Source organism: Pseudoalteromonas sp. SG41-5, from assembly GCF_014164495.1.
GTDB classification, from domain to species: Bacteria; Pseudomonadota; Gammaproteobacteria; order Enterobacterales; family Alteromonadaceae; genus Pseudoalteromonas; species Pseudoalteromonas rhizosphaerae.
Genome location: NZ_JACJFH010000028.1, coordinates 1 through 20,697, shown reverse-complemented (window position 1 = coordinate 20,697; position 20,697 = coordinate 1). Strand labels below are relative to the sequence as shown.

General features: G+C 40.3%; 12 protein-coding genes and 1 riboswitch. Of the genes, 7 read left to right on the top strand and 5 right to left on the bottom strand.

From position 1 onward, the window contains the following. Window positions 1-14 precede the first annotated feature (14 nt). The 5 genes from H5232_RS09430 to dapA form a co-directional block, all read right to left on the bottom strand. Window positions 15-1,055: a phospholipase A gene (locus H5232_RS09430; RefSeq protein WP_149980465.1), complete on the bottom strand. Its 1,041-nt coding sequence runs from the start codon at window positions 1,053-1,055 to the stop codon at window positions 15-17. 285 nt (window positions 1,056-1,340) lie between these two features. Then, the gene (locus tag H5232_RS09425; RefSeq protein ID WP_182768011.1) at window positions 1,341-2,462 is read right to left on the bottom strand and encodes a succinylglutamate desuccinylase/aspartoacylase family protein; all 1,122 of its coding nucleotides are present in this window, start codon (window positions 2,460-2,462) and stop codon (window positions 1,341-1,343) included. Window positions 2,463-2,467: 5 nt separating this feature from the next. After that, complete coding sequence (locus H5232_RS09420; protein WP_182794425.1) at window positions 2,468-3,673, bottom strand: PLP-dependent decarboxylase; 1,206 nt, start codon at window positions 3,671-3,673, stop codon at window positions 2,468-2,470. Continuing rightward, complete coding sequence (locus H5232_RS09415; RefSeq protein WP_182735693.1) at window positions 3,673-4,413, bottom strand: 2,3,4,5-tetrahydropyridine-2,6-dicarboxylate N-succinyltransferase; 741 nt, start codon at window positions 4,411-4,413, stop codon at window positions 3,673-3,675. Before H5232_RS09415 ends, H5232_RS09420 begins: the two co-directional genes overlap by 1 nt. 15 nt (window positions 4,414-4,428) lie before the next feature. Beyond that, a complete protein-coding gene (dapA, locus tag H5232_RS09410) occupies window positions 4,429-5,313 on the bottom strand; it encodes a 4-hydroxy-tetrahydrodipicolinate synthase (protein WP_182830820.1) in 885 nt (294 codons plus the stop codon). A gap of 132 nt (window positions 5,314-5,445) precedes the next feature. Next, a riboswitch (Lysine riboswitch) is annotated at window positions 5,446-5,639 on the bottom strand. A gap of 190 nt (window positions 5,640-5,829) precedes the next feature. On the opposite strand from dapA, the gene H5232_RS09405 reads away from it, so the two are divergent. The 7 genes from H5232_RS09405 to H5232_RS09375 all read left to right on the top strand — a co-directional run bounded on the left by H5232_RS09405 (window position 5,830) and on the right by H5232_RS09375 (window position 20,629). Next, a complete protein-coding gene (locus H5232_RS09405) occupies window positions 5,830-6,531 on the top strand; it encodes a DNA-3-methyladenine glycosylase I (protein ID WP_182830819.1) in 702 nt (233 codons plus the stop codon). Between the two features lie 8 nt (window positions 6,532-6,539). Continuing rightward, window positions 6,540-7,955: a YdiU family protein gene (locus H5232_RS09400; protein ID WP_182794426.1), complete on the top strand. Its 1,416-nt coding sequence runs from the start codon at window positions 6,540-6,542 to the stop codon at window positions 7,953-7,955. Between the two features lie 463 nt (window positions 7,956-8,418). Next, window positions 8,419-9,483, top strand: a complete 1,065-nt coding sequence (locus H5232_RS09395; RefSeq protein ID WP_182740387.1) for an OmpA family protein — start codon at window positions 8,419-8,421, stop codon at window positions 9,481-9,483. Window positions 9,484-9,759: 276 nt separating this feature from the next. Continuing rightward, complete coding sequence (acnB, locus tag H5232_RS09390) at window positions 9,760-12,357, top strand: bifunctional aconitate hydratase 2/2-methylisocitrate dehydratase (RefSeq protein WP_149980473.1); 2,598 nt, start codon at window positions 9,760-9,762, stop codon at window positions 12,355-12,357. A 495-nt stretch (window positions 12,358-12,852) separates the two neighbouring features. Next, on the top strand, window positions 12,853-18,375 hold the full coding sequence (locus H5232_RS09385; RefSeq protein WP_182830818.1) for a leucine-rich repeat domain-containing protein: 5,523 nt from the start codon (window positions 12,853-12,855) through the stop codon (window positions 18,373-18,375). A gap of 379 nt (window positions 18,376-18,754) precedes the next feature. Next, window positions 18,755-19,387: a 2OG-Fe dioxygenase family protein gene (locus tag H5232_RS09380; RefSeq protein WP_182718990.1), complete on the top strand. Its 633-nt coding sequence runs from the start codon at window positions 18,755-18,757 to the stop codon at window positions 19,385-19,387. 9 nt (window positions 19,388-19,396) lie between these two features. Beyond that, window positions 19,397-20,629: a cysteine desulfurase-like protein gene (locus H5232_RS09375; RefSeq protein WP_182768016.1), complete on the top strand. Its 1,233-nt coding sequence runs from the start codon at window positions 19,397-19,399 to the stop codon at window positions 20,627-20,629. Window positions 20,630-20,697 lie beyond the last annotated feature (68 nt).

Sequence of the window (20,697 nt, the reverse complement as noted above, 5' to 3'; positions counted from 1 at the left end):
TGCTTGGCCTTTTTTTATAGTAAATCAGTTAATAATATACCCACGCCAATACGTTCTATGTCAGCGTTATAATCAATTAAACTTTCACCGTAGCCGTTGAAGTATTGGGCGTAACCGCGAACTCGGCCCCATAATGGGAATGACCAATCAAGCTGAATTGCACCGCGGTTATCTGAATTTAAATTATTGCGGGTCATAAAACTAAATTCATGATCATTAAGTCGATATGCACCGCTAAATTCAAAGTAACCCATGTATTTGTAAATATCAGGGTTATCATCACCTCTTGGATCTAATGGCGTTTCCTTCTCGCTTTCTGAAATACGGTACCAAGGTTTAAAGCTAAACACATAGCCATCGTTTTCCCACAAAAAGTTTGCATAAATACGGTTCCATGAGCGCGAATCAGGCTGACTATTACCGTTAGATTGATGCGAAATACCAAGGACTACTGCCATTTCGTCGCCCCATGGAACGTGCTTTTTATCTAAATAATTAACCCAAAAAATTTCAGGCTCATAGTTGGTCTCACGAAATGGTGAGGAACTTTCTTTGTTATAAAGCTGCCAATATGACTGTAATGTAAAGGCAAAAAATATAGCCTGGTCTTCATCAGAAAAATCATCGAAAATAGGTACCTTAATTGAAAGCTGATATTTTGCTTCTAAGTTATCGAGTGGTTCATCTTGTTTTTCACCGGTTAGTTCGTCATACGCTTCAAACGAGCTATTGTTTGGGTGGGATACATAAGAAACAGGTAAAATGTAGTTACGTTTGTGTGGGGTAATAACATTACGGTTTTCTTTACTTACTTCTTCGCGTGCTTGGCGCTTATCGAGTGCGGTAAGTTGTTTGCTTTCATCAAGTGATGAGCATTTTTCACGCAGTTGTGCTAGCGTCATCTCGCCAGCCCCGCCAATTGCCTCATTTAAAATACATTGCTTTACTAGCTCGACATCATCATCTTGCTCGTTGGTTTTTGCTGTTGATTCTGATTGTGCGAATGCAGAGCTTGATAATAGTGCAGTAAATAGGATCCCATAGTGCCAAGTCATTATTATTCCTTTGATAAAATCAAATAGAGAGTAGCTATTGTGTTTTTCGTAAATGAGAATAGGCTAATTTCAGTATCATAAAACGACTAAGATACCTATCCCATACATTTATCCAGCATTTACTTTAACTGAATATCAGTGAATTGTTACTGAACTTAGTTGATTGTGGCGCTTTTTGCCCATAAATACAAAGAAAAAGCGGCCGAAGCCGCTTGTTCAATGCACTTTTTCCAATTGGATAGTCGTGCTCTCACGCAATGAGAAGGGTTGAGCTTGATATAAAAATTAAAGCTCAAATACGTTAGTAAAGAATTTATATAGTTCGGTGCCTTGGTTTACGCTTGCTGAAGCAAAATGCAAAATCGCGATGGCGTCACAATCAAGTGTTAGGGTTTGTAATGGTTGCTCTGCTAGGTAGCGCTCCATTCGCAATACTCTAGCAATCGGCTCGCCAGCTTTGATATGGCCGCCAAGTGGCGCTATATACTCAACCATGCCGCCCATAGGTGCATAGTAAGCAAGGTAATCATTTAAATCACAGCCGTAGCGCTTCATTACTTTTGGCTGATAGGGGGCATCAACGAATACCTGCTTATGATTTAGGTAACTTAAAATACTATTAGCATCATCAAGGGCCGCAGTTAAATCGATTTTTTCTTGGCTGCCGAGTTCGACCGTAAAAGCTTCAACCTGCACTTTAAACTCACGCCCTTGTTGAGCTAATGCCTCGGTTAATTGCCACCATGGGCAAAAACTTGCTTCATCCATTGCTCCTGCAAAATCATTAGGGATGATTAATACATGAGGAATATTAAAGTAGTTGGCACTGGCCTTGGCATAATCTGGGCAATATAAATGCTGACTCGAAATGGGGCCTGTGTGTAAGTCGAGCACGATATCAGCTTGGTGTGCCAACTTTTGCAAGTTAAGTGCAATGCGTTTGCCTGTAGTTAGGCGATAAGCTGGACCGCTGAGTTGTTGGTCTACTTCATCAATCAGTGCGGCTTTAAACGCACTTTTTAAGGTTTGCTCATCGGCATCACTATATTGCTCAGCAAATTGGCTCGCGAGCTTACTATTACAGTGATACATGCGGTTCCAGTTGGTGCCGGTGATTGGATCAAAACGACCAAGGGTAAATTCCCCCGATTTTTGATTGCAACCAATTGGGTTCGCGTAAGGCACTAGGGTGATATCGCCTTTGAGTTCAAGGTGCTTAAGCTGCTCAAGTAATTGGTAAATAACCGCATTGCCTTGTACTTCTGCACCGTGCATATTAGCTTGCACATACACACTTGGCCCAGTGCCATCGCCTTTTAAACGATAGACAGGAATTGTGAGCGGTAGGCCGTTGGCAACTTCACCAACTACTATGTTTTCTTGGCTTATAGCTTTAGTCGTACTCATCTCAATTACCTTAAGTAGTAGCTGGCATCTTCAGCTGTGCGAATACAGTTAAGCTCGCCATTTTGTAATGTGTATTCAGCTGCTAGCTCATGACATAAAAAATACGGCATACTTTCGGTAAAGCCGTACGCGCCACATTGGCTAAACACCAACCAGTCTTGCTCATTTAAATCACTAGGTAATTGGTGTTCACCTAAGTAATCAAGTGCTGTACATAATGGCCCATATAAGCTCATAGTTTGGTATGCAGCAGTTGAGTCTCGTAATAATCGTGCTGGGAAATCTTGGCTGGTGACTGCAGGGCGCAATAAATGATTAATACCGCCGCTTAAGATCACTTGTTGTTGGGCATAGTTAAGTTTTCGCTCAACGACAGGCGTTGCGTAATGACCGCATTCGCCCACAGCATAACGGCCAAGCTCCATCCAGAGTTCTTGTACGCCTGCGGCATGTTTAATGTTAGCTAATGCATCAATGAGCGCATCCCAACTTAAGGTTGGTGCATCAAGAGTGTAAGGAATACCTAAACCACCGCCTAAGTCGAGTACTTTTAAGTGAATACCTAAGTCGTTGGCAAGCTTTGTTAACGGCGTAATCATTTGTGACCAAAGTTCAGCGAGTTTGTCGCTGCTAAGCATGTTGCCCCACTGAAAAATATGCAGGCCGTCAAAATTAAGCGCTGGGTAGTCGCTAGTATTTAGCGCTTGCCATTCATCGCAACTTAAACCAAATGGAGTAAGGCTATCGCCACCAAGTGGGTTTTTTTCCCCTTCAGGCCAGCGTAATTGCACTCGCAGTAATACCTGTAACTGACAGTTTTGTAAGCTTGCTTGCTCGTTAAGCCAGCGTACTTGATTAAGGCTTTCGGCAACAAAGGTACGTACGCCGCGCGCAATAAAGTGTTTAATTTGTTTTGGGCTTTTGGCAGGCCCTGTATTGAGCACGCGCTCGCTGTTAATACCTTGTGCCAGAACTTGCTCAAGTTCGCCTTTACTTGCTACATCAAAGTTAAAACCCACGTTATCTAAGCTTTGAATGACTTTAGATAATGGATTAGCTTTTACGGCATACCACAGTTTTACCTCAGTTTGCGCCACTAATCGCGTTAAGTGTGCGTTTAATGTATCAAGGTCGTAAATAAAAAATGGTGTATCAAGCGTAGTTGATAGCTCATCAATGGCGGTTTTAACTGGCGTGCTCAAAAAGCTCATTAACGTAAAACCTCTTCAAGCAGCAATGATGCATCACTTTGTTCATCACGGTATTTTACAATTAATGCACACGACATACTTAATCCTTGCTCGCGGGCCCAAGTATTAGAAGCTGGACGAGAGCCTGGAATAACAATCGCGTATTCAGGAATAGGCTCGCCTTTAGCCAGCTGGCGCTCATTAACACAGTCATAAACAGGAATAGTTGCTGATAAGCGTACACCTGGTGCGAGCACCGCGCCTTTTTTCACTACTACGCCTTCAACAATCACGCAACCTGCACCGATGAATGCATCGTCTTCTACCACCACCGGGCTTGCACCAATAGGTTCAAGTACACCGCCTAGTTGTACTGCAGCGCTTAAATGTACATTTTTACCTACTTGCGCACACGACCCCACTAACGCGTGGCTATCAACCATCGTGCCTTCGTCGATAAACGCACCAATGTTTACATATGCTGGTGGCATAATAATCGTGCCCTTAGCAACGTGTGCGCCACGGCGAACGCTTGAGCCACCAGGTACCATACGCACTCCAGCATCGGCTGCAAAACCTTGTGGTGCTAAATTGTGTTTATCAACAAAGCCACCTGGAAATTCGGTATTAGTGCCATTTTTAAACGCTTCTAAAATACCTTGTTTTACTGCAACGTTAGCATGCCATTGGCCGTTGTCGTCTTGTGTTGCTGCGCGCACAGCGCCCGATTCTAAATTATTTAGTAGTTCTAACCAGCTCATTATAAAAACCTGTATTTAATGCCAAGATAAAATGGTGTTGTTTGCGTTGTTAATACAATCAGTTTGCGTTAACTCAAGATGCGTCAAAGGTGGACGTAAGTACGGGCTGTTAATTCGCCCTTGTAAATGCATCAATACTTTGACGGGGATAGGGTTTGCGACAGCAAACAAGCTTTGAATGGCTTGTGACCAGTCGGCAAATAAATTGGGGTGTTGACCGCTGAGACTTCGTTTTACAAACTCATGGGTTTGCACAGGCCATGCATTAGCAGCCACAGAGACTAAACCTTTTGCGCCAGCCTGGGCAAAGTAAGGCATCAGTGCATCGTCACCGCTAAAAATAGCTAAATTAGGTGCGACTTTTCTAAAACCTTCAAATTTAGCAATGTCGCCACTGGCTTCTTTGAGTGCCCACAAGTTTTTATGGTCTTTCAAGTTGCTAATTACGGCCGATGGAATATCAACAGCACTGCGCCCTGGTACGTTATAAAGCATGCAAGGATGTTTACTGGTATTAAGTAAGCTTTCAAACCAATGTGTTTGGCCTACCACGCCGGGCTTAGCGTATAGGGGAGTGCCCAGTAAATAGCTATGAATGGGTAACTGATTACAGTATTCAACCCAGGCAAGTTGTTGCTTTAGATTTATACCGCCTACTGCAGCCATCAGCGGTACTGTTGGCGTTAATTGGCACACGTGTTCAACAATCGCTTGTTGCTCTTTGAGTGTTAGTGCGAGGCCTTCGCCGGTGCTACCAAGTAATAAAATACCATTGTCAGCCACTTGCTGCTGTGCAACTAACTGATCAAGAGTGGCATAGTCGACTTCACCAGCGTCAGTAAATGGCGTGACGAGTGCCGTCCACAAAGGGTAGTCATTTAAATTGAAGTTATTGATCATCTCTCACGAACTTATAAGTGATTCGAGGAGTTAATAAGCTTTTATGATTGGAGCCACATTAACGTCGTTCGAACTAATAATTCGAAGAGCGAATGGGCTTAATATAATAGGGCGCTATGGCCTTATTACGCTAAGACCAGAAGCTCTCCACCAAATATTTTAACAGCCAAGCTGTTATTGGTGACAGTCGCTGGGATTCAACCCAGTCGCCCGAAGTAAAACTTCACAAAAAGTGTTACTTCTCGGCGTTAATTCCCCTCACGTATGATCACTGGAGTATGTGCTCCTCACATACGTTACCTGAATAACGCACCTCTTCTAGCCCATGGTGTAAGTTTTATCGTTTAAAACTCAAACCTTTAATAGGGGTAATGCGAAAGATTAAAGCATTTTAGCCGTCTAGGTGTCAAGGCTGGATATTTTTAAGTTTATTTTTAGCTGCAATGTGCTCCTGACATTTTTTTACAACGTAAATAGCGTTACAGTAAGCGTAATAACAAGCAGTGGTAGTGAGTAATGGAAAAATTTCAAGATATATATCAACGAGCGGCACAGCGAAAAGGTAGCGAAGTAATGTTACAGCAATTACTTGTTGCCCCTCAAAATGCAAAGCAATTAACTGCTTTACCTGATGATGCATGGCTTGAAGAGTTTACCCGCAAAATTTTTCAAAGTGGTTTTTATTGGTCAGTGATCAACAATAAATGGCCAGGTTTTCGGGAAGTATTTTGGGATTTTAGTGTGGCTAAATTATTAATGATGCCGCCAGATATGCTTGAGCAAAAAGCCACCGATGGGCGAAGCGTTCGTAACTTTAAAAAAGTGCAAACGATCCCAGAAAATGCGTATATGATCCATGAAGTGGCAAGTGAACATGGCAGTTTTAGTCAGTTTATTGCAGATTGGCCGAGCGACGATATTATTGGTTTGTGGGGGTATTTAAAAAAGCATGGGGCGCGTTTAGGTGGTAACACCGGCCCTTATGCATTGCGAACCTTAGGGAAAGATACTTTTTTATTATCGCGTGATGTAGAAAGTTATCTCCGTGCTCATAAAATAATTGATGGCGGTTTACAAACTAAAAAGTCACTTGCCAGCGCTCAACATTTTTTTAATGAATTGCAGCAACAAAGCGGATTAAGCCTACAAGAGCTCAGTCTGTTAGTTGCATACAGCGTGGGCGATAATCGCGTTGGTATACAAACAACCCAAGCTTAAGGAATACTATGAAATTAGTTGCTCGTTACACCCAGATTGCTGATGATTTTGCTGTGGCTGATCAGCCAAGTGCTGTTATTGCTCCAAACTTACTGCTGTGGAACGATACGTTAGCTAGGCAGCTTAATATTGAGGTTGTCACATCAGAACGTGCGGTAATTTTTTCTGGTAATCTTAATAACAGCGATGTTGCTGCTGTGGCATTAGGTTACTCAGGGCATCAATTTGGACATTTTTCACCGCGTTTAGGTGATGGGCGAGCACATTTATTAGGGGCTGTCACTGATCAGCAGCAACAGCTTTGGGACATTCAACTCAAAGGTTCTGGTGCTACGCCATTTTCACGTGGAGGTGATGGCCGTTGTGCAATCGGTCCTGCGGTACGTGAATATATAATGAGTGAGGCAATGCACGGGCTTGGCATAGCGACGACACGTTGTTTGGCAGTTGTTGCCAGTGGTGAAACAGTTTACCGTCAACCACCACAACAAGGAGCCATTGTTACCCGCGTTGCTAGTAGTCATATACGTGTCGGTTCGTTTCAGTATTTAGCTGCGCAAGGTGACGTTACTGGTTTAAAAGCCTTAGCTGATTTAGCTATTGAGCGTCATTATCCTGAGATAAAGTCTACGGGCTCTGCGCGTTATTTGGCATTTTTAAGTGCGGTAATTGAAAAGCAAGTTAGCCTGATTGTTAGCTGGATGCGCGTTGGTTTTATTCATGGAGTAATGAATACTGATAATACGCTCGTCAGTGGTGAGACCATCGATTATGGCCCTTGTGCAATGATGAATCAGTTTGATTTTGATACTGTATTTAGTTCTATTGATCGCCAAGGTCGCTATGCTTTTGGCAATCAACCTAATATTGCTAATTGGAATTGTGCACGTTTAGCTGAAAGTTTAATTCCTTTAATTAGCGATGACGAAGAGCTGGCTGTTGAGCTATTAAGCCCATTAATAAATGGTTTTGCTGAGCAGTTTCATCAAGCCTTTACACAGATGTGGGCGAAAAAGTTGGGCTTTGATGGTCATCAAGATGGCGATGCTGAATTAGTATCCGAGTTATTAACTTTACTGAAAACCCATCAGCTTGATTACACCAATACTTTTGACTCCTTAACAGAATCATTGCAAGGTCAGACTGCCATTCCGAGTGACTTGGCTGGTTGGTCTATTAAGTGGTTAGCCAGAACAAATACGCAAAGCTATCAGCTGATGCGCCAAGCCAACCCACGCTTGATCCCGCGTAATCATATTGTTGAAAGCATAATACAGCAGTATGAAAGTACTGGTGAAAGCAGCATGTTAGATGAATATTTAACGGCCTTGAGGTCGCCTTACCAATTGTTGGCAAGCCCTGCATTTTGGTACTCCCCGCCTGTTGATGGGGATACTAATTACCAAACATTCTGCGGAACATAATAACGCAGTGCTGATTGTTAGGCGTATTGTTCGTAAATTGAGCGACGATTAATGAATTGATGTGACTTATACATCCAGATCTTTAGTTAAAAGCTGTTATTTATTAATAATTATAAGAAATAAATATGCTTAACTACTTGTTGATTTAAAATTAACCAATATAATGCACTCATTAGCTTAAGCATTTAAATTATTAAAGCCAAAGATATTAGAAACGTTGTGGCTGAAATTGCAGTGATAGCAACTACAATGCTGACAATCGATAGATGTGCAAGTTAGGTAAAGTTTTTTATCTGAACTATAATGTAGGGCGCTTTATTTTAATAAATAGTTAAATTGCAAAATATGCATTTAAATATTTTCGTTAAGTAATGATTAACTAAAGATACGGTACTCTATGGTTAAACTTATTGAGCTAGGGTCTCTTAGCTACAATTTTAATTGTGAAAATGGGAAGGAAACAATGAAATTAAAATCACTTACTATTGCTTTAGCACTAGCTGCAACTAGCGCTTCAAGTTTCGCTGCTGAAAAAGAAGGTTTCTTTATCGGTGCTTTTGGCGATTATTACGATGCTTCATGGGAAAATGTCCGTGGAAGCGCAGGTACCAACGTTGATGATTCAACTGGTTGGGGTGCAGAAATTGGTTATCGTTTTAACGATTACTGGAGTGCACGTCTAGAATATGCTGATATGGATTTTGACATTTCAAATGCAAATCCTGCCATGAACGCAACAAGCATGGACGGCGACCGTTTAGGTATTGATGGTCTTTATCACATCAACGGCGGCCCTTTCTATGGTATTTTCGGTCTTAAAAAAATCGATATTACAGAAAACCTAACTTTTGCTAATGTGGGTGCTGGTTACCAACATTACTTCACTGATAATTTTGCATTTAATGCTGAAACATCTATTTACCAAGGCCTTGACCGTGGTTACACAGATGTAGGTGCTAAACTTGGTCTTAGCTATTTATTTGGCAAGCAAAGTTCAGCTGCTGAGCCAGTTAAAGCTGCTCCAGCTCCAGCTACAGTAGTACCTGTAGCAGTTGCCCCGGTAGATAGCGATGGTGATAACATCCCTGATGCAGATGACCAATGTGCAAACACACCAATGACAGATGCTGTTGATGGTACAGGTTGTACTTTATATGAAGACCGTGAAGTAACTAAAAGCTTGTTAGTAACATTCCCTAACAACGCCTCAAAAGTTGCTGGTAAATATGACAGCGGTATTGACCAAGTTGCTAGCTTCTTAAAAGAGCATACAGACACAACAGTATTACTTGAAGGTCATTCTTCAGCTGTTGGTAAAGCTGAGTATAACAAGTGGTTATCGAAAAAGCGTGCTGATGCAGTTGCTGCTAAGCTAATTGCTGATGGCATTGCTGAAGATCGTATTACTACTGTTGGTCTAGGCGAAGAGCGTCTTAAAAATACAGACAACACACCTGCTGCACACGCGGAAAACCGTCGTGTAGAAGCACACCTTAAGTCAATTGAGCGCGTGAAAGTTAAGCGTTAATAGCATTTGATTTATTAAAAACCCAGCAAGATGCTGGGTTTTTTTATGCCTAAAAAATAGCAATAATTCGCAGTTAATTAACATTCATGTGAATGGTTTTTTCCTAATTGGTTATTCACAGTATTTATAATGAGTATAGAATTTTGCTTGATTGCACGGATTTTCATCTATATTTAAAAGCTTTATAATTAATCGTCAGAATACTATAAGTATTGAGTAATTTTTCGCGAGAATGTGTATTACTGAATACTTTCACGTCACCAAGAGGGCAATATTGTGCTAGAAGATTATCGTAAACACGTAGAAGAACGTGCCGCGTTAGGTATCGTACCAGCGCCATTGGATGCTCAGCAAACGGCTGATCTTATCGAGCTAGTTAAAACACCACCTGCAGGTGAAGAAGAGTTTATTTTAGACTTATTAGTAAATCGCGTGCCGCCAGGTGTGGATGACGCAGCTTACATCAAAGCTGGCTTTTTAGCCGCAGTTGCTAAAGGTGAGGCAACTTCACCACTAATTTCAAAAGAAAAAGCAGCTGAACTATTAGGCACAATGCTTGGCGGTTACAACATCGCCCCCATGATTGAGCTACTTGACGAAGAAGCGCTTGCGCCAATCGTTGTTAAAGGTCTTGCAAATACGTTATTAATGTTTGATGCATTTTATGACGTTGAAGAAAAAGCAAAAGCGGGTAATGAATACGCTAAGCAAATTATTGAATCTTGGGCTGCTGCAGAATGGTTTACCAATAAACCTGCGGTTGCTGAAAAAATCTCAGTTACGGTATTCAAAGTAACAGGCGAAACAAATACTGATGATTTATCACCAGCGCCAGACGCCTGGTCACGTCCTGATATTCCATTGCATGCTTTAGCAATGCTAAAAATTGAACGTGACGGTATTACACCTGATAAAGCTGGTGAAGTTGGTCCAATTACACAACTTGAAGAACTAAAAACGAAAGGCTTACCACTTGCCTACGTAGGTGATGTTGTTGGTACTGGCTCTTCTCGTAAGTCAGCAACTAACTCTGTACTTTGGTTTATGGGCGATGATATCCCGTTTGTACCAAACAAGCGTGTTGGCGGTGTATGTTTAGGTAATAAAATTGCGCCAATCTTCTTCAACACAATGGAAGATTCAGGCGCATTACCAATCGAATTAAATGTTGATGAACTTAACATGGGTGAGCAAATCGATATCTTCCCTTACGAAGGTGTTGTTAAGCGTCATGGTACTGATGAAATTATTTCTACTTTTGAACTTAAATCTGAGGTAATTTTAGATGAAGTTCGTGCTGGTGGTCGTATCCCACTAATCATTGGTCGTGGTTTAACTGACAAAGCGCGTACATCTCTTGGCTTGGGTGCAACAGATGTATTTAAAGTACCAACAGCAACAGAAGTTTCTGATAAAGGCTTCACACTAGCGCAAAAAATGGTTGGTAAAGCATGTAACGTTGCTGGTATTCGCCCAGGTCAATACTGTGAGCCTAAAATGACAACTGTTGGTTCGCAAGATACAACCGGTCCTATGACGCGTGATGAACTTAAAGATTTAGCCTGTTTAGGTTTCTCTGCAGATTTAACAATGCAGTCTTTCTGTCATACATCAGCTTACCCTAAACCTATTGATGTAAATACTCACCATACGCTTCCTGATTTCATCATGAACCGTGGCGGTGTTTCACTTCGCCCAGGTGACGGTATTATCCACTCATGGTTAAACCGCATGTTATTACCAGATACCGTCGGTACTGGTGGTGATTCACATACACGTTTCCCATTAGGTATTTCATTCCCAGCTGGGTCGGGTGCAGTAGCATTCGCAGCAGCAACTGGTGTAATGCCACTTGATATGCCTGAATCAATTTTAGTCCGTTTTAAAGGCGAAATGCAGCCTGGTATCACATTACGTGACCTAGTACATGCAATCCCTTACTACGGTATTAAGCAAGGCTTATTAACCGTTGAGAAAAAAGGAAAAATTAACGAATTCTCTGGTCGTGTACTAGAAATTGAAGGCGTTGAGCACCTAACTGTTGAGCAAGCATTTGAATTATCTGATGCATCTGCAGAGCGTTCGGCGGCAGGTTGTACTGTTAAGTTATCTAAAGAATCTATTTCTGAATACCTAGAATCAAACATTGTGATGCTGAAGTGGATGATCTCTGAAGGTTACGGTGATGTACGTACGATTGAACGTCGTGTTACAGCAATGCAAGAGTGGTTAGCTAACCCAGAACTTATGGAAGCTGATAAAGACGCTGAGTACGCTCATATAGTTGATATCGATTTAGCCGAAATTAAAGAGCCAGTTCTTTGTGCACCAAATGATCCAGATGATGCGCGTCTTCTTTCTGATGTTGCAGGCGAGAAAATTGATGAAGTATTCATCGGCTCTTGTATGACTAACATTGGTCACTTCCGTGCTGCTGGTAAGTTGCTTGATGGCTTTAAAGGTCAATTACCGACTCAGCTTTGGGTTGCTCCACCAACTAAGATGGATAAAGACCAACTTACAGAAGAAGGTTATTACGGTATTTTTGGTCGTGTTGGCGCACGTATCGAAACTCCAGGTTGTTCACTATGTATGGGTAACCAAGCACGTGTTGCAGATCAAGCAACAGTTGTGTCTACCTCTACACGTAATTTCCCGAACCGTTTAGGTAATGGCGCAAACGTATTTTTAGCTTCATCTGAACTTGCTGCAATCGCTGCAATTTTAGGTAGGTTACCAACATCTGCTGAGTATCAAGAATATGCTGCGAAGATCAATGCAACAGCATCAGATACATACCGTTACTTGAACTTCCATCGCATGCCTGCTTACACTAAAAAAGCAGACAACGTGATTATTCAACAAGCTGTTTAAAAGTCTACTTGTTGCAAAAAAACCCACAATATGTGGGTTTTTGTTAAGCCTTTGTTCATTTTCACTTGACGAAAAGTTTTCTTAGTCTAGAATCTTACCAATAAAAAATTAACATATGTTATTAGTTGCCATGGAAAAGGCGATAACTTCCTTCATGCTATTAAAATAATCAATCAGCAATGAAAGGCACCATCGTAAACTCCTTAGCTAATTTCAATTTCATTTACCACATCAAATTACGCAGCATCAATATCTTTAGTGTACGAAAGAATAATTAGCCTATGAGAATCAGGGGATTGGGAGATTTAATAACTTGAGAATGATGATTCGAGCTTGAGGCTTCTGAGGTGTAATTCTTAAAGTATAAATATAAAAAGTTATAAGAACCGAAAACAAAATTTTAAAGCCACATTAAGCTAAGGCTTTTTTAAATTATTAAAGGGAAATGATTTAAACACAGCTCCCTCAATAGCATCCATTTAAAAGGGGAATAAAATGGGTTTTTTTGAAATAAAGCTACGCATAGGCTTACTAGCCAGTGCACTATTTTTAACTGGCTGTGGAGGCGGAGGTGATGATAGCGGTAGTACAACGCCAAAACCTGTTGACCCAGTTAACCAAGGCCCAATAGTTACACTAACGGCTGCAGATGAACAAATAGAACAAGAAACATTCACTCTTAAAGCGACAGCAAATGATACTGATGGTGAAATTTCGTCATATAGTTGGAGCCACGATGCGAGCTTTGACTTTATCAGTGATGGTCTTTCCAGTGCTGAAGTGAGCTTTACTTCCCCCGATATCAGTGAAGACATTACGGTTAATTTTACTGTAACGGTTACTGATAATGATGGTGCTTCAGCATCATCCTCTCAAGCGGTGCTCATCAAGCGTAAAGTATCCAATGTAACCATAACAGGGCTTGTTACTGATGAGCCAATTGCAAATGCTGAACTTGAAATTGTTGTTGGTGGTGAATCGTTCCAGGTTCAAGCAAATGATAGTGGTCGTTATACAGCGGTTTTAAATATCGATGAGTCATCAACTAAAAAGTTGGTAAGAGTAAAAGCGAAAGGACTAGATACCTTAAACCCAGGTGTTGAGTTTGTATCGCAGCTAAGTTCAGTTGAAAAGCTTTTAGCACAAGCGGGCGAGGATAATACGCTTGATAGTAATGATAATTTTGGTGTCAATATCACTAATGTTACCACTGCTGAATTTGCACTTTTAACACGTGATGGTACAGAGCCTGCGAGTGAAGAAGAGCTTAATAGCGCACTGTTAAATGTTGATGCGGATGAGAAGATTCAGCTAGCAACACTTATTAAGATTGTTGTTGATAATCCAGATTATCAATTACCTGAAGGTATTAATAGCACGCTGGAGCTTGTTGCGAATGAACAAGTCGCGAAGCAGTTTGAAGAAGAAGTGATAGAGAAAGATCCTGAAATCATCGAAAAAACCAAAAAAGAAATTAAAGAAGATGATGCTCTAGTAACCGGCGCAACAGGTACGCTCGAGGGTAATTATATTATTAACTCACCTCGTTATCATACCAATACAGCATTCCACCTTAGCTTAAGGGCTGATGGAAGCGGGCAGTTTAGCTCTAATACCAGTAGTGCGATCTCTTGGGCTGAAAATGCAGGCGTTTATACATTAGACTTTGCTGAAAAAGTTACGATTTATCAAAATTCAGATGCAGAAAGTTCAGAGTCTGTAGTTTTAACTGGATTCAGCTTTACTGTATTGGCTGAAAACGATGTGTTTAGAACCATCGAAGTGACGCGTTCAACAGAGCGAACGGTTGTTAATAGCAACAGCGGTTCAGTTACAATGACGACTGAAGATGATGAAACATATACGACGAATCTAATATATAAAAATAAAACCATTTCATTATTAGCTGAACAGCTGGTAGGTGAGTGGGCACTTCATGTACAAGATAATGACTTTTATACTAGCTACGATCCCAACCTACCTGAAACTCTGCAATTTTATGCTGACGGTACAGGCGTTGTTGATAGTAGCGAAGCGTTTACTTGGCAGCTAAATAGCCATAGCTTAATTGTTAACTATGATGACGGCGGCGAAACAGGGCAGCTAGAGCTTTGGTTTACAAAAGCATTAAGTGGCGGCTATCAATTAGTTGGTCTTGATACGAGCTTTGATAAGCCGAGTGACACCCTAACGGGGCTATTAATCAAAAAACAAGCGGTATCGACTACGAATGATGATTTAATTGGTCGTTGGCATGGCTTTATCGGCACATCTCAATCGTATGATTTAAATATTTTTAGCGATGGCACAATGATGATCGGCCTAGGCATCACTGATTGGCAGGGGCATTTAAATGATGGTCAGTTTACACGTAAGCGTTTTATTTATAACAATGAAATTGTTACGTCATGTGAAGGCTTTGGTGCAAGTTGCTACCTTGAAAGTGAAATGATTCATGAGTTCATCAGTATTGTTGGTAACCTGTATTACATTAAGCGCACTCTAAATTACTATTTACCAAATGGTGAGATTAGGTCTCAAAGCGGTGCAATATTAGTTTATGAATACAGCAAAGACTTAACCTACAGCGCATTCACCGAAGAGCTATTAGAGAATTACACAGAGTTTTATTCAGCAGATGGCCAAACAGATAGAATTTATACTGAATATGACGAAAACGGTAACGTAATATACGTTGTTGAATTAGAGGGGCAGACTTACACCGGCGCAACCTTTAATGACGGTGTATTAAGTTATGACCGAAATGGTGAAATGTGGCATCTTGAGCTTGTTTCATCAGATACCGGCAGCATTGTAGTTTGCCATTATCAAGATGGTGGCACGTGTAATGCTGCGTCACAAATTACTTACTTACCAAAGCGCCCTAAAGTTACCCTTAGCGCTAACTCAAGTGGCAATGGTGAAATTTCACCCGCATCACAAGCGTCATTTTTGTATCAAAAAGTTGGGTTTGAAATCATTCCTGACGACGGTTTCGTTTTAGACGTAATTGAAGGCTGCGATGGCTATATTGAAGGTAATCACTACATTGCATTTGCAAGTAACACTGATTGTGAAATTACAGCAACCTTTAAAGAGCAACAGCAAACAGTTGGTAGCTTCATTATTGGTAATCAAGATCTGTATTATGCAAGTGCTTATACTGTAGATCTTAATGAAGATAATACCGGCTATTTAACCTACAACGGTAAAGTTGATATTACTTGGCAAGAGGATAAGCAAGGTGTGATTGAAATCACCCCACAGCAAGCGTTTATTCTTAATGAATATCAAAATATAGAATACCCAGAGGGTTTTCCACTTGAAGTTAATTTTAAAGATATTGCTACAAGCCTGAGATTAAAACCATTACCAGAGAAAGGAATTAACTGGTATGAGTTAGATCGAGTAATCGAACAATATAAAGATGATGTGTTAGTTGATGAATACACAACTTCTTATGAAGTGAGTAAAACATCACTCGATCAACGTTTAGCTATTACAACCGATGATATCGCAGGACAATGGTCAGTTGACTTGGTCGGGGAAAAGACTGTTAATAAAGTAAATTTTAATCTTGATGGGTCTGGTGTATCTCATAATATAAGTGACTTATCCGAAGAGAATTTCACTTGGCAAATAGTTGATAACTCTATAGCGCTTTTCTTTCCTGAAGATAACGGAACTGAATCATTTTATATCACTAAAGGTTTAAATGTTGGTTACCAGCTTGTTACTCAAGGTATTTTTGACGGTGAGCATTATACAGATTCAGGCATCATGGTGCGTCGTAATGAACAACCAATTAGTGCAGATAACTTTGCTGGTCGTCACCAGTTTAGAGATGGTCATGACCTAGACACCCATTGGGGGGAAATACAAGTTTATGATGATGGAGAGGTTTTCTTTACTTTTGACACAAGCTCTTTTCAAGGAGGGTTTGAAGGTGGACATTTAAAACGTGATCGATATTCTGAATACGTTGATGGCATCTATCAGAGAGTTGATTGGTGCGATGTTTCTTTAGATACATGCACACTTGAGGGGGAGTTTATATATACCCTAGTTGCTGTTGATGGTCAGCGTTATTTTATAGAGCGGACGCTTAGCGGTGCCGTAAATGGTGGAGACACTACAGCACATTTATATATACATGATTACACACCTTCAACAGATGTCGCTCATTTCGAAGAACATAACTTAGTTTTTAGCCTTTATCAAAATGATAGTAATGGTATTGCTCGCTGGGCTGTTACCTATGGTTACTATGATGAAGTGCTAAATAAGCAACACTATATTTTCCAGATTGACGACACTGAACCTGTATATGTTGAGCTAGTTGATGGAAAGTTAGAGTTAACCCTCGACGGTCAAGATACTGTTATTGAATTAATTGATAACAACCGCCGTAATGTTACTTTCTGTAAGTACTTAAAAGGTAATAGCTGCTTAGAGCAAGATAAAGTTTACTTATCGTTTGATTTACCTATGCATACAATCACAGTTAATGGTGATGGTAATGGCTCATTAGCTGTAGGAGATGATAGTAATGTTGCTCATGGCTCAAATTGGTCGACATCTATTGAGCCAAATTCAGGTTATGAGCTTAATAGTATTTCAGGTTGTGACGGCTATGAAGATGGCAGTGATTATAGAATCCCTTATGTGAAAGAAAGCTGTCAAATTGATGTAACGTTTAAAGAGCTTATTCCGTTATCTACCCAAGCGAATATTACAGATCCTGCGCTTGCAATGTGTGTTGATAATTCAGGTGAAACAAGCTTAGAGAGTGTGATTGAATTAAATTGCCTGTGGAACAACTATGGTGAGATTACGTCTTTAGCCGGTCTAGAGGCCTTGCCTAATTTACAGATTCTTGAACTCTCAGACTTAAACTTGGGTCCCCATCTTGATTTATCTGCTTTTGAGCAATTAACAGAGTTTTCTAATGGTTATAACTATGGTTCTGAGCAGCAAACAAAAATAGAATCTATTCAATTTTACGACTCTAGTCTAATTACTCGCCTAGAGTTGAGTGGACAAAATCTTTCAGATATTGACTTATCTGCATATACCTCACTGCAGTATTTAACTTTGCATGATATGCCATTGACTCAGATTGATTTATCTAATCAAACACAATTAGTGCATTTAGACTTACAAGGCATAGAGTTAAATCAGCTAGACCTAATCTTTAACACTCAGTTAGAGTACTTAGCAATTAATAGTGGTAGCTTAACTGAACTCAATATTGGGCATTTAACAGAGCTAAGAAATGCGTTTTTATGGGGGCAAACGGGGGTAACAGAGCTTGATGTCACCAATTTAACGAAATTAACTCGCCTTGATATTGGTAAAATGGGGGTTTCAGTGCTTAACCTAACAAATCTCGTTAATTTAGAAAGCCTTAGCATTTCGTATACCTCAATAAATAATCTAGATTTTTCAGCTTTACAAAGCTTGACTTCATTAAGTATCGAAGGTATTGAGCAATCACTTGTGCCATGGTCACAGGTCTATCACATATCAAGTTTAACGATAGGTGGAGCTAATTATACAAGTTTTGATTTTTCGTCTTTTACTAATTTATCAAGACTAGGAATATATCAATCAGGTATTAGTGACTTATCGTCAATTGCTAATCCTGAGCTAATTTTATCACTGGATTTGTTTGGTAATTATCAGCTTGAACAGCTAAATATAAGTGAGATGACGTCTTTATACTGGCTGCAGGTGAATAACTCTCCAATTACGACTCTAGATTTTAGTAATAATAGCAATTTAACAGACGTCTATTCTAGACAGAATGCATTAGAGACTATTAGTGGAATAGAAGCTATTGCTGATAAATCAGCAAGGTTGGACTTTGATTATAATCCGCTAAGCAGTGGTACTGTTAGTTATTTAGATGATTTACGTGATAACCAAGGTTATTACAATATTTCGTATTCAGTACACTACAGTGTTACTGTGAACGTTACTGGCAACGGTAGTGTTAGTGAATCTAACTTTCTATAATCAGATGGTGAAAGCCGCGGGATAAATTTATACCACTGATAGTGGTTATGAAGTTGTAAGCGTAACAGGCTGTGATGGTACTTGGGACTCAACTGACTATTATGAGGTAGGTCCAATCACAGAGTCGTGCGAAGTAAATGTTGAGTTTGTAGAAACAACACCTTAAGTTTATTGAATACTTTTTGTAGTTGATAAAACGACCACGCCACGTGGTCGTTTTTATTTTTAAATTAAAAATTCAATAAAACCCACATTTGGATCTTAATTTTATACTTTTAAACTCCTTTTATTAAATAAAGACGCAAAAAATCCTCTCTACTTGCATTAAAATCCCCTTCAATATTTATGAGTTAGTCTCTTATTTTTTAGGTGATATTTTATGACAGCATTAAACAACCAGAACCTATTACAACTTCGTTTTGTAAACCAAGCTCATATCGAGGCAGTCAAGCCATCATTTGCTAATCTACCTGCTAATCCGTACGCCGATGGTGCGTTTCGTAAACGCCGCTATTCAGTGATCAAAGCACAAGGTGGCGAACTAAAACTACAAGCCACTAAAGCCTTTGTACAAGATGATTCAATTAATACCTTTCAAGGTAATGTTGAGCGTACTTACGAGAACTTAGAGTCAAGCTTACTGCAAAGTGAAGGCATGAAAAGTATCGTTAATGAGTTTCGTGCTATCACAGGTATAGACGAAGACCGTGATATTGAGATCCACCAGTTTAGAATGCTAGCAATTGAAAGCGACACGCCACCGGCGCCAGAAGGTATTCACCAAGACGGCTTTGATCATGTATGTATTTGTGGTGTATCACATGAAAATCTAGAAGGTGGTGAATTACTTGTTTATGAAAACAAACAAGCTGAGCCGTGTTTTAAAATGGAAATTAAAGACGGTATGTTTGCATTAATCAACGACCGTGAAGTATGGCACAACGCCACGCCGATGAATAAGATTGATGCAAGTAAAGACGGTTACCTAGATTGTTTCGTACTAACGGCTTAAGGAATGATAATGAATTTAACTAAACTTCGTCGTCAGTTTCCGGCACTTATGCAACAAGTTGCGGGTAAATCGCCAATATTTTTAGATGGCCCGGGTGGTTCGCAAGTACCACAATCAGTGCTTAGTGCAATGTCAGCTTACTTAGGTTATTACAACTCTAACTTAGGCGGCGCGTTTTTTTCAAGCGATAAAACCGTTGAGTTAATGGCCAATGCGCGTCAAGCAGCTGCTGATTTACTTAATTCCCCATCGCGCGATCAAATTGTATTCGGTGCGAATATGACTAGCCTTACTTTTAGCTTTAGCCGTGCGATTTCTCGTGATTGGCAAGCGGGTGATGAGATTATCGTGACTAATGCAGATCACTTCTCAAATGTATCCTCTTGGCAGCAGGCTGCAGAAGATAAAGGCGCAAAGGTTAATACTGTATTGATTAACGAAGCTGATTGCAGCTTAGATTTAGCGCATTTTACAAGCTTACTGAGTACTAAAACCAAATTAGTAGCCGTTACTTATGCATCAAACACTACCGGCTCTATAAACGACATTAAACGCATTGTTGAAATGGCTCATAGCGTAGGTGCTTTGGTGTATGTGGATGCTGTGCATTATGCGCCACATGAGCTGATTGATGTTCAAGCACTTGATTGTGATTTTTTGGCCTGCTCTGCGTATAAGTTTTTCGGCCCACATTTAGGTATGGTGTACGGTAAGCGTGAGCACCTTGAAGAGTTTCGACCATACAAAGTCGAGCCTGCCAAAGATGTTATTCCTGGGCGCTGGGAAACCGGCACGCAAAGCTTTGAAGCACTCGCAGGTTTAATTGCTGCTGTTGACTACATTGCAGATATTAGTGAGCTTGATGGTAGCTATTCACGCCGCGATAAATTAGCTTCTGCTTTTGCAAAAACTAAACAGCATGAAATGGCGTTAAGTGAGTACTTCCTTACTCGACTAGTTAACTATCCTAAGATCAAACTATTTGGTATTGATGATTTAGATCGTTTAGCTGAACGTACCCCAACTTTTGCTTTAACCTTTGCAGGGCTTGAGCCACGTCAGGTGTCTGAGTTTTTAGGTAAGCAACATATATGTGTGTGGGATGGTAACTTCTACGCTCAGGGCTTATGCAAGCAATTGGGTGTATTGGATACTGGCGGCGTTGTACGCATTGGTTGCATGCATTACAACACCATCGAAGAGCTAGATAAGTTATTTGATTTGTTTGATGAACTGATTTAAAGCTATAAGTCATAAGCTGTAAGTTTTAAGCGACCAGAGCGCTTGGTAAGCCTTGACATAAAATCTGA

What these genes read in the sequence shown, in the direction of transcription:
- H5232_RS09430 (WP_149980465.1), bottom strand. Translation starts at nt 1,055, where the DNA reads ATGACTTGGCACTATGGGATCCTATTTACTGCACTATTATCAAGCTCT.
- H5232_RS09425 (WP_182768011.1), bottom strand. Translation starts at nt 2,462, where the DNA reads ATGAGTACGACTAAAGCTATAAGCCAAGAAAACATAGTAGTTGGTGAA.
- H5232_RS09420 (WP_182794425.1), bottom strand. Translation starts at nt 3,673, where the DNA reads ATGAGCTTTTTGAGCACGCCAGTTAAAACCGCCATTGATGAGCTATCA.
- H5232_RS09415 (WP_182735693.1), bottom strand. Translation starts at nt 4,413, where the DNA reads ATGAGCTGGTTAGAACTACTAAATAATTTAGAATCGGGCGCTGTGCGC.
- dapA (WP_182830820.1), bottom strand. Translation starts at nt 5,313, where the DNA reads ATGATCAATAACTTCAATTTAAATGACTACCCTTTGTGGACGGCACTC.
- H5232_RS09405 (WP_182830819.1), top strand. Translation starts at nt 5,830, where the DNA reads ATGGAAAAATTTCAAGATATATATCAACGAGCGGCACAGCGAAAAGGT.
- H5232_RS09400 (WP_182794426.1), top strand. Translation starts at nt 6,540, where the DNA reads ATGAAATTAGTTGCTCGTTACACCCAGATTGCTGATGATTTTGCTGTG.
- H5232_RS09395 (WP_182740387.1), top strand. Translation starts at nt 8,419, where the DNA reads ATGAAATTAAAATCACTTACTATTGCTTTAGCACTAGCTGCAACTAGC.
- H5232_RS09385 (WP_182830818.1), top strand. Translation starts at nt 12,853, where the DNA reads ATGGGTTTTTTTGAAATAAAGCTACGCATAGGCTTACTAGCCAGTGCA.
- H5232_RS09380 (WP_182718990.1), top strand. Translation starts at nt 18,755, where the DNA reads ATGACAGCATTAAACAACCAGAACCTATTACAACTTCGTTTTGTAAAC.
- H5232_RS09375 (WP_182768016.1), top strand. Translation starts at nt 19,397, where the DNA reads ATGAATTTAACTAAACTTCGTCGTCAGTTTCCGGCACTTATGCAACAA.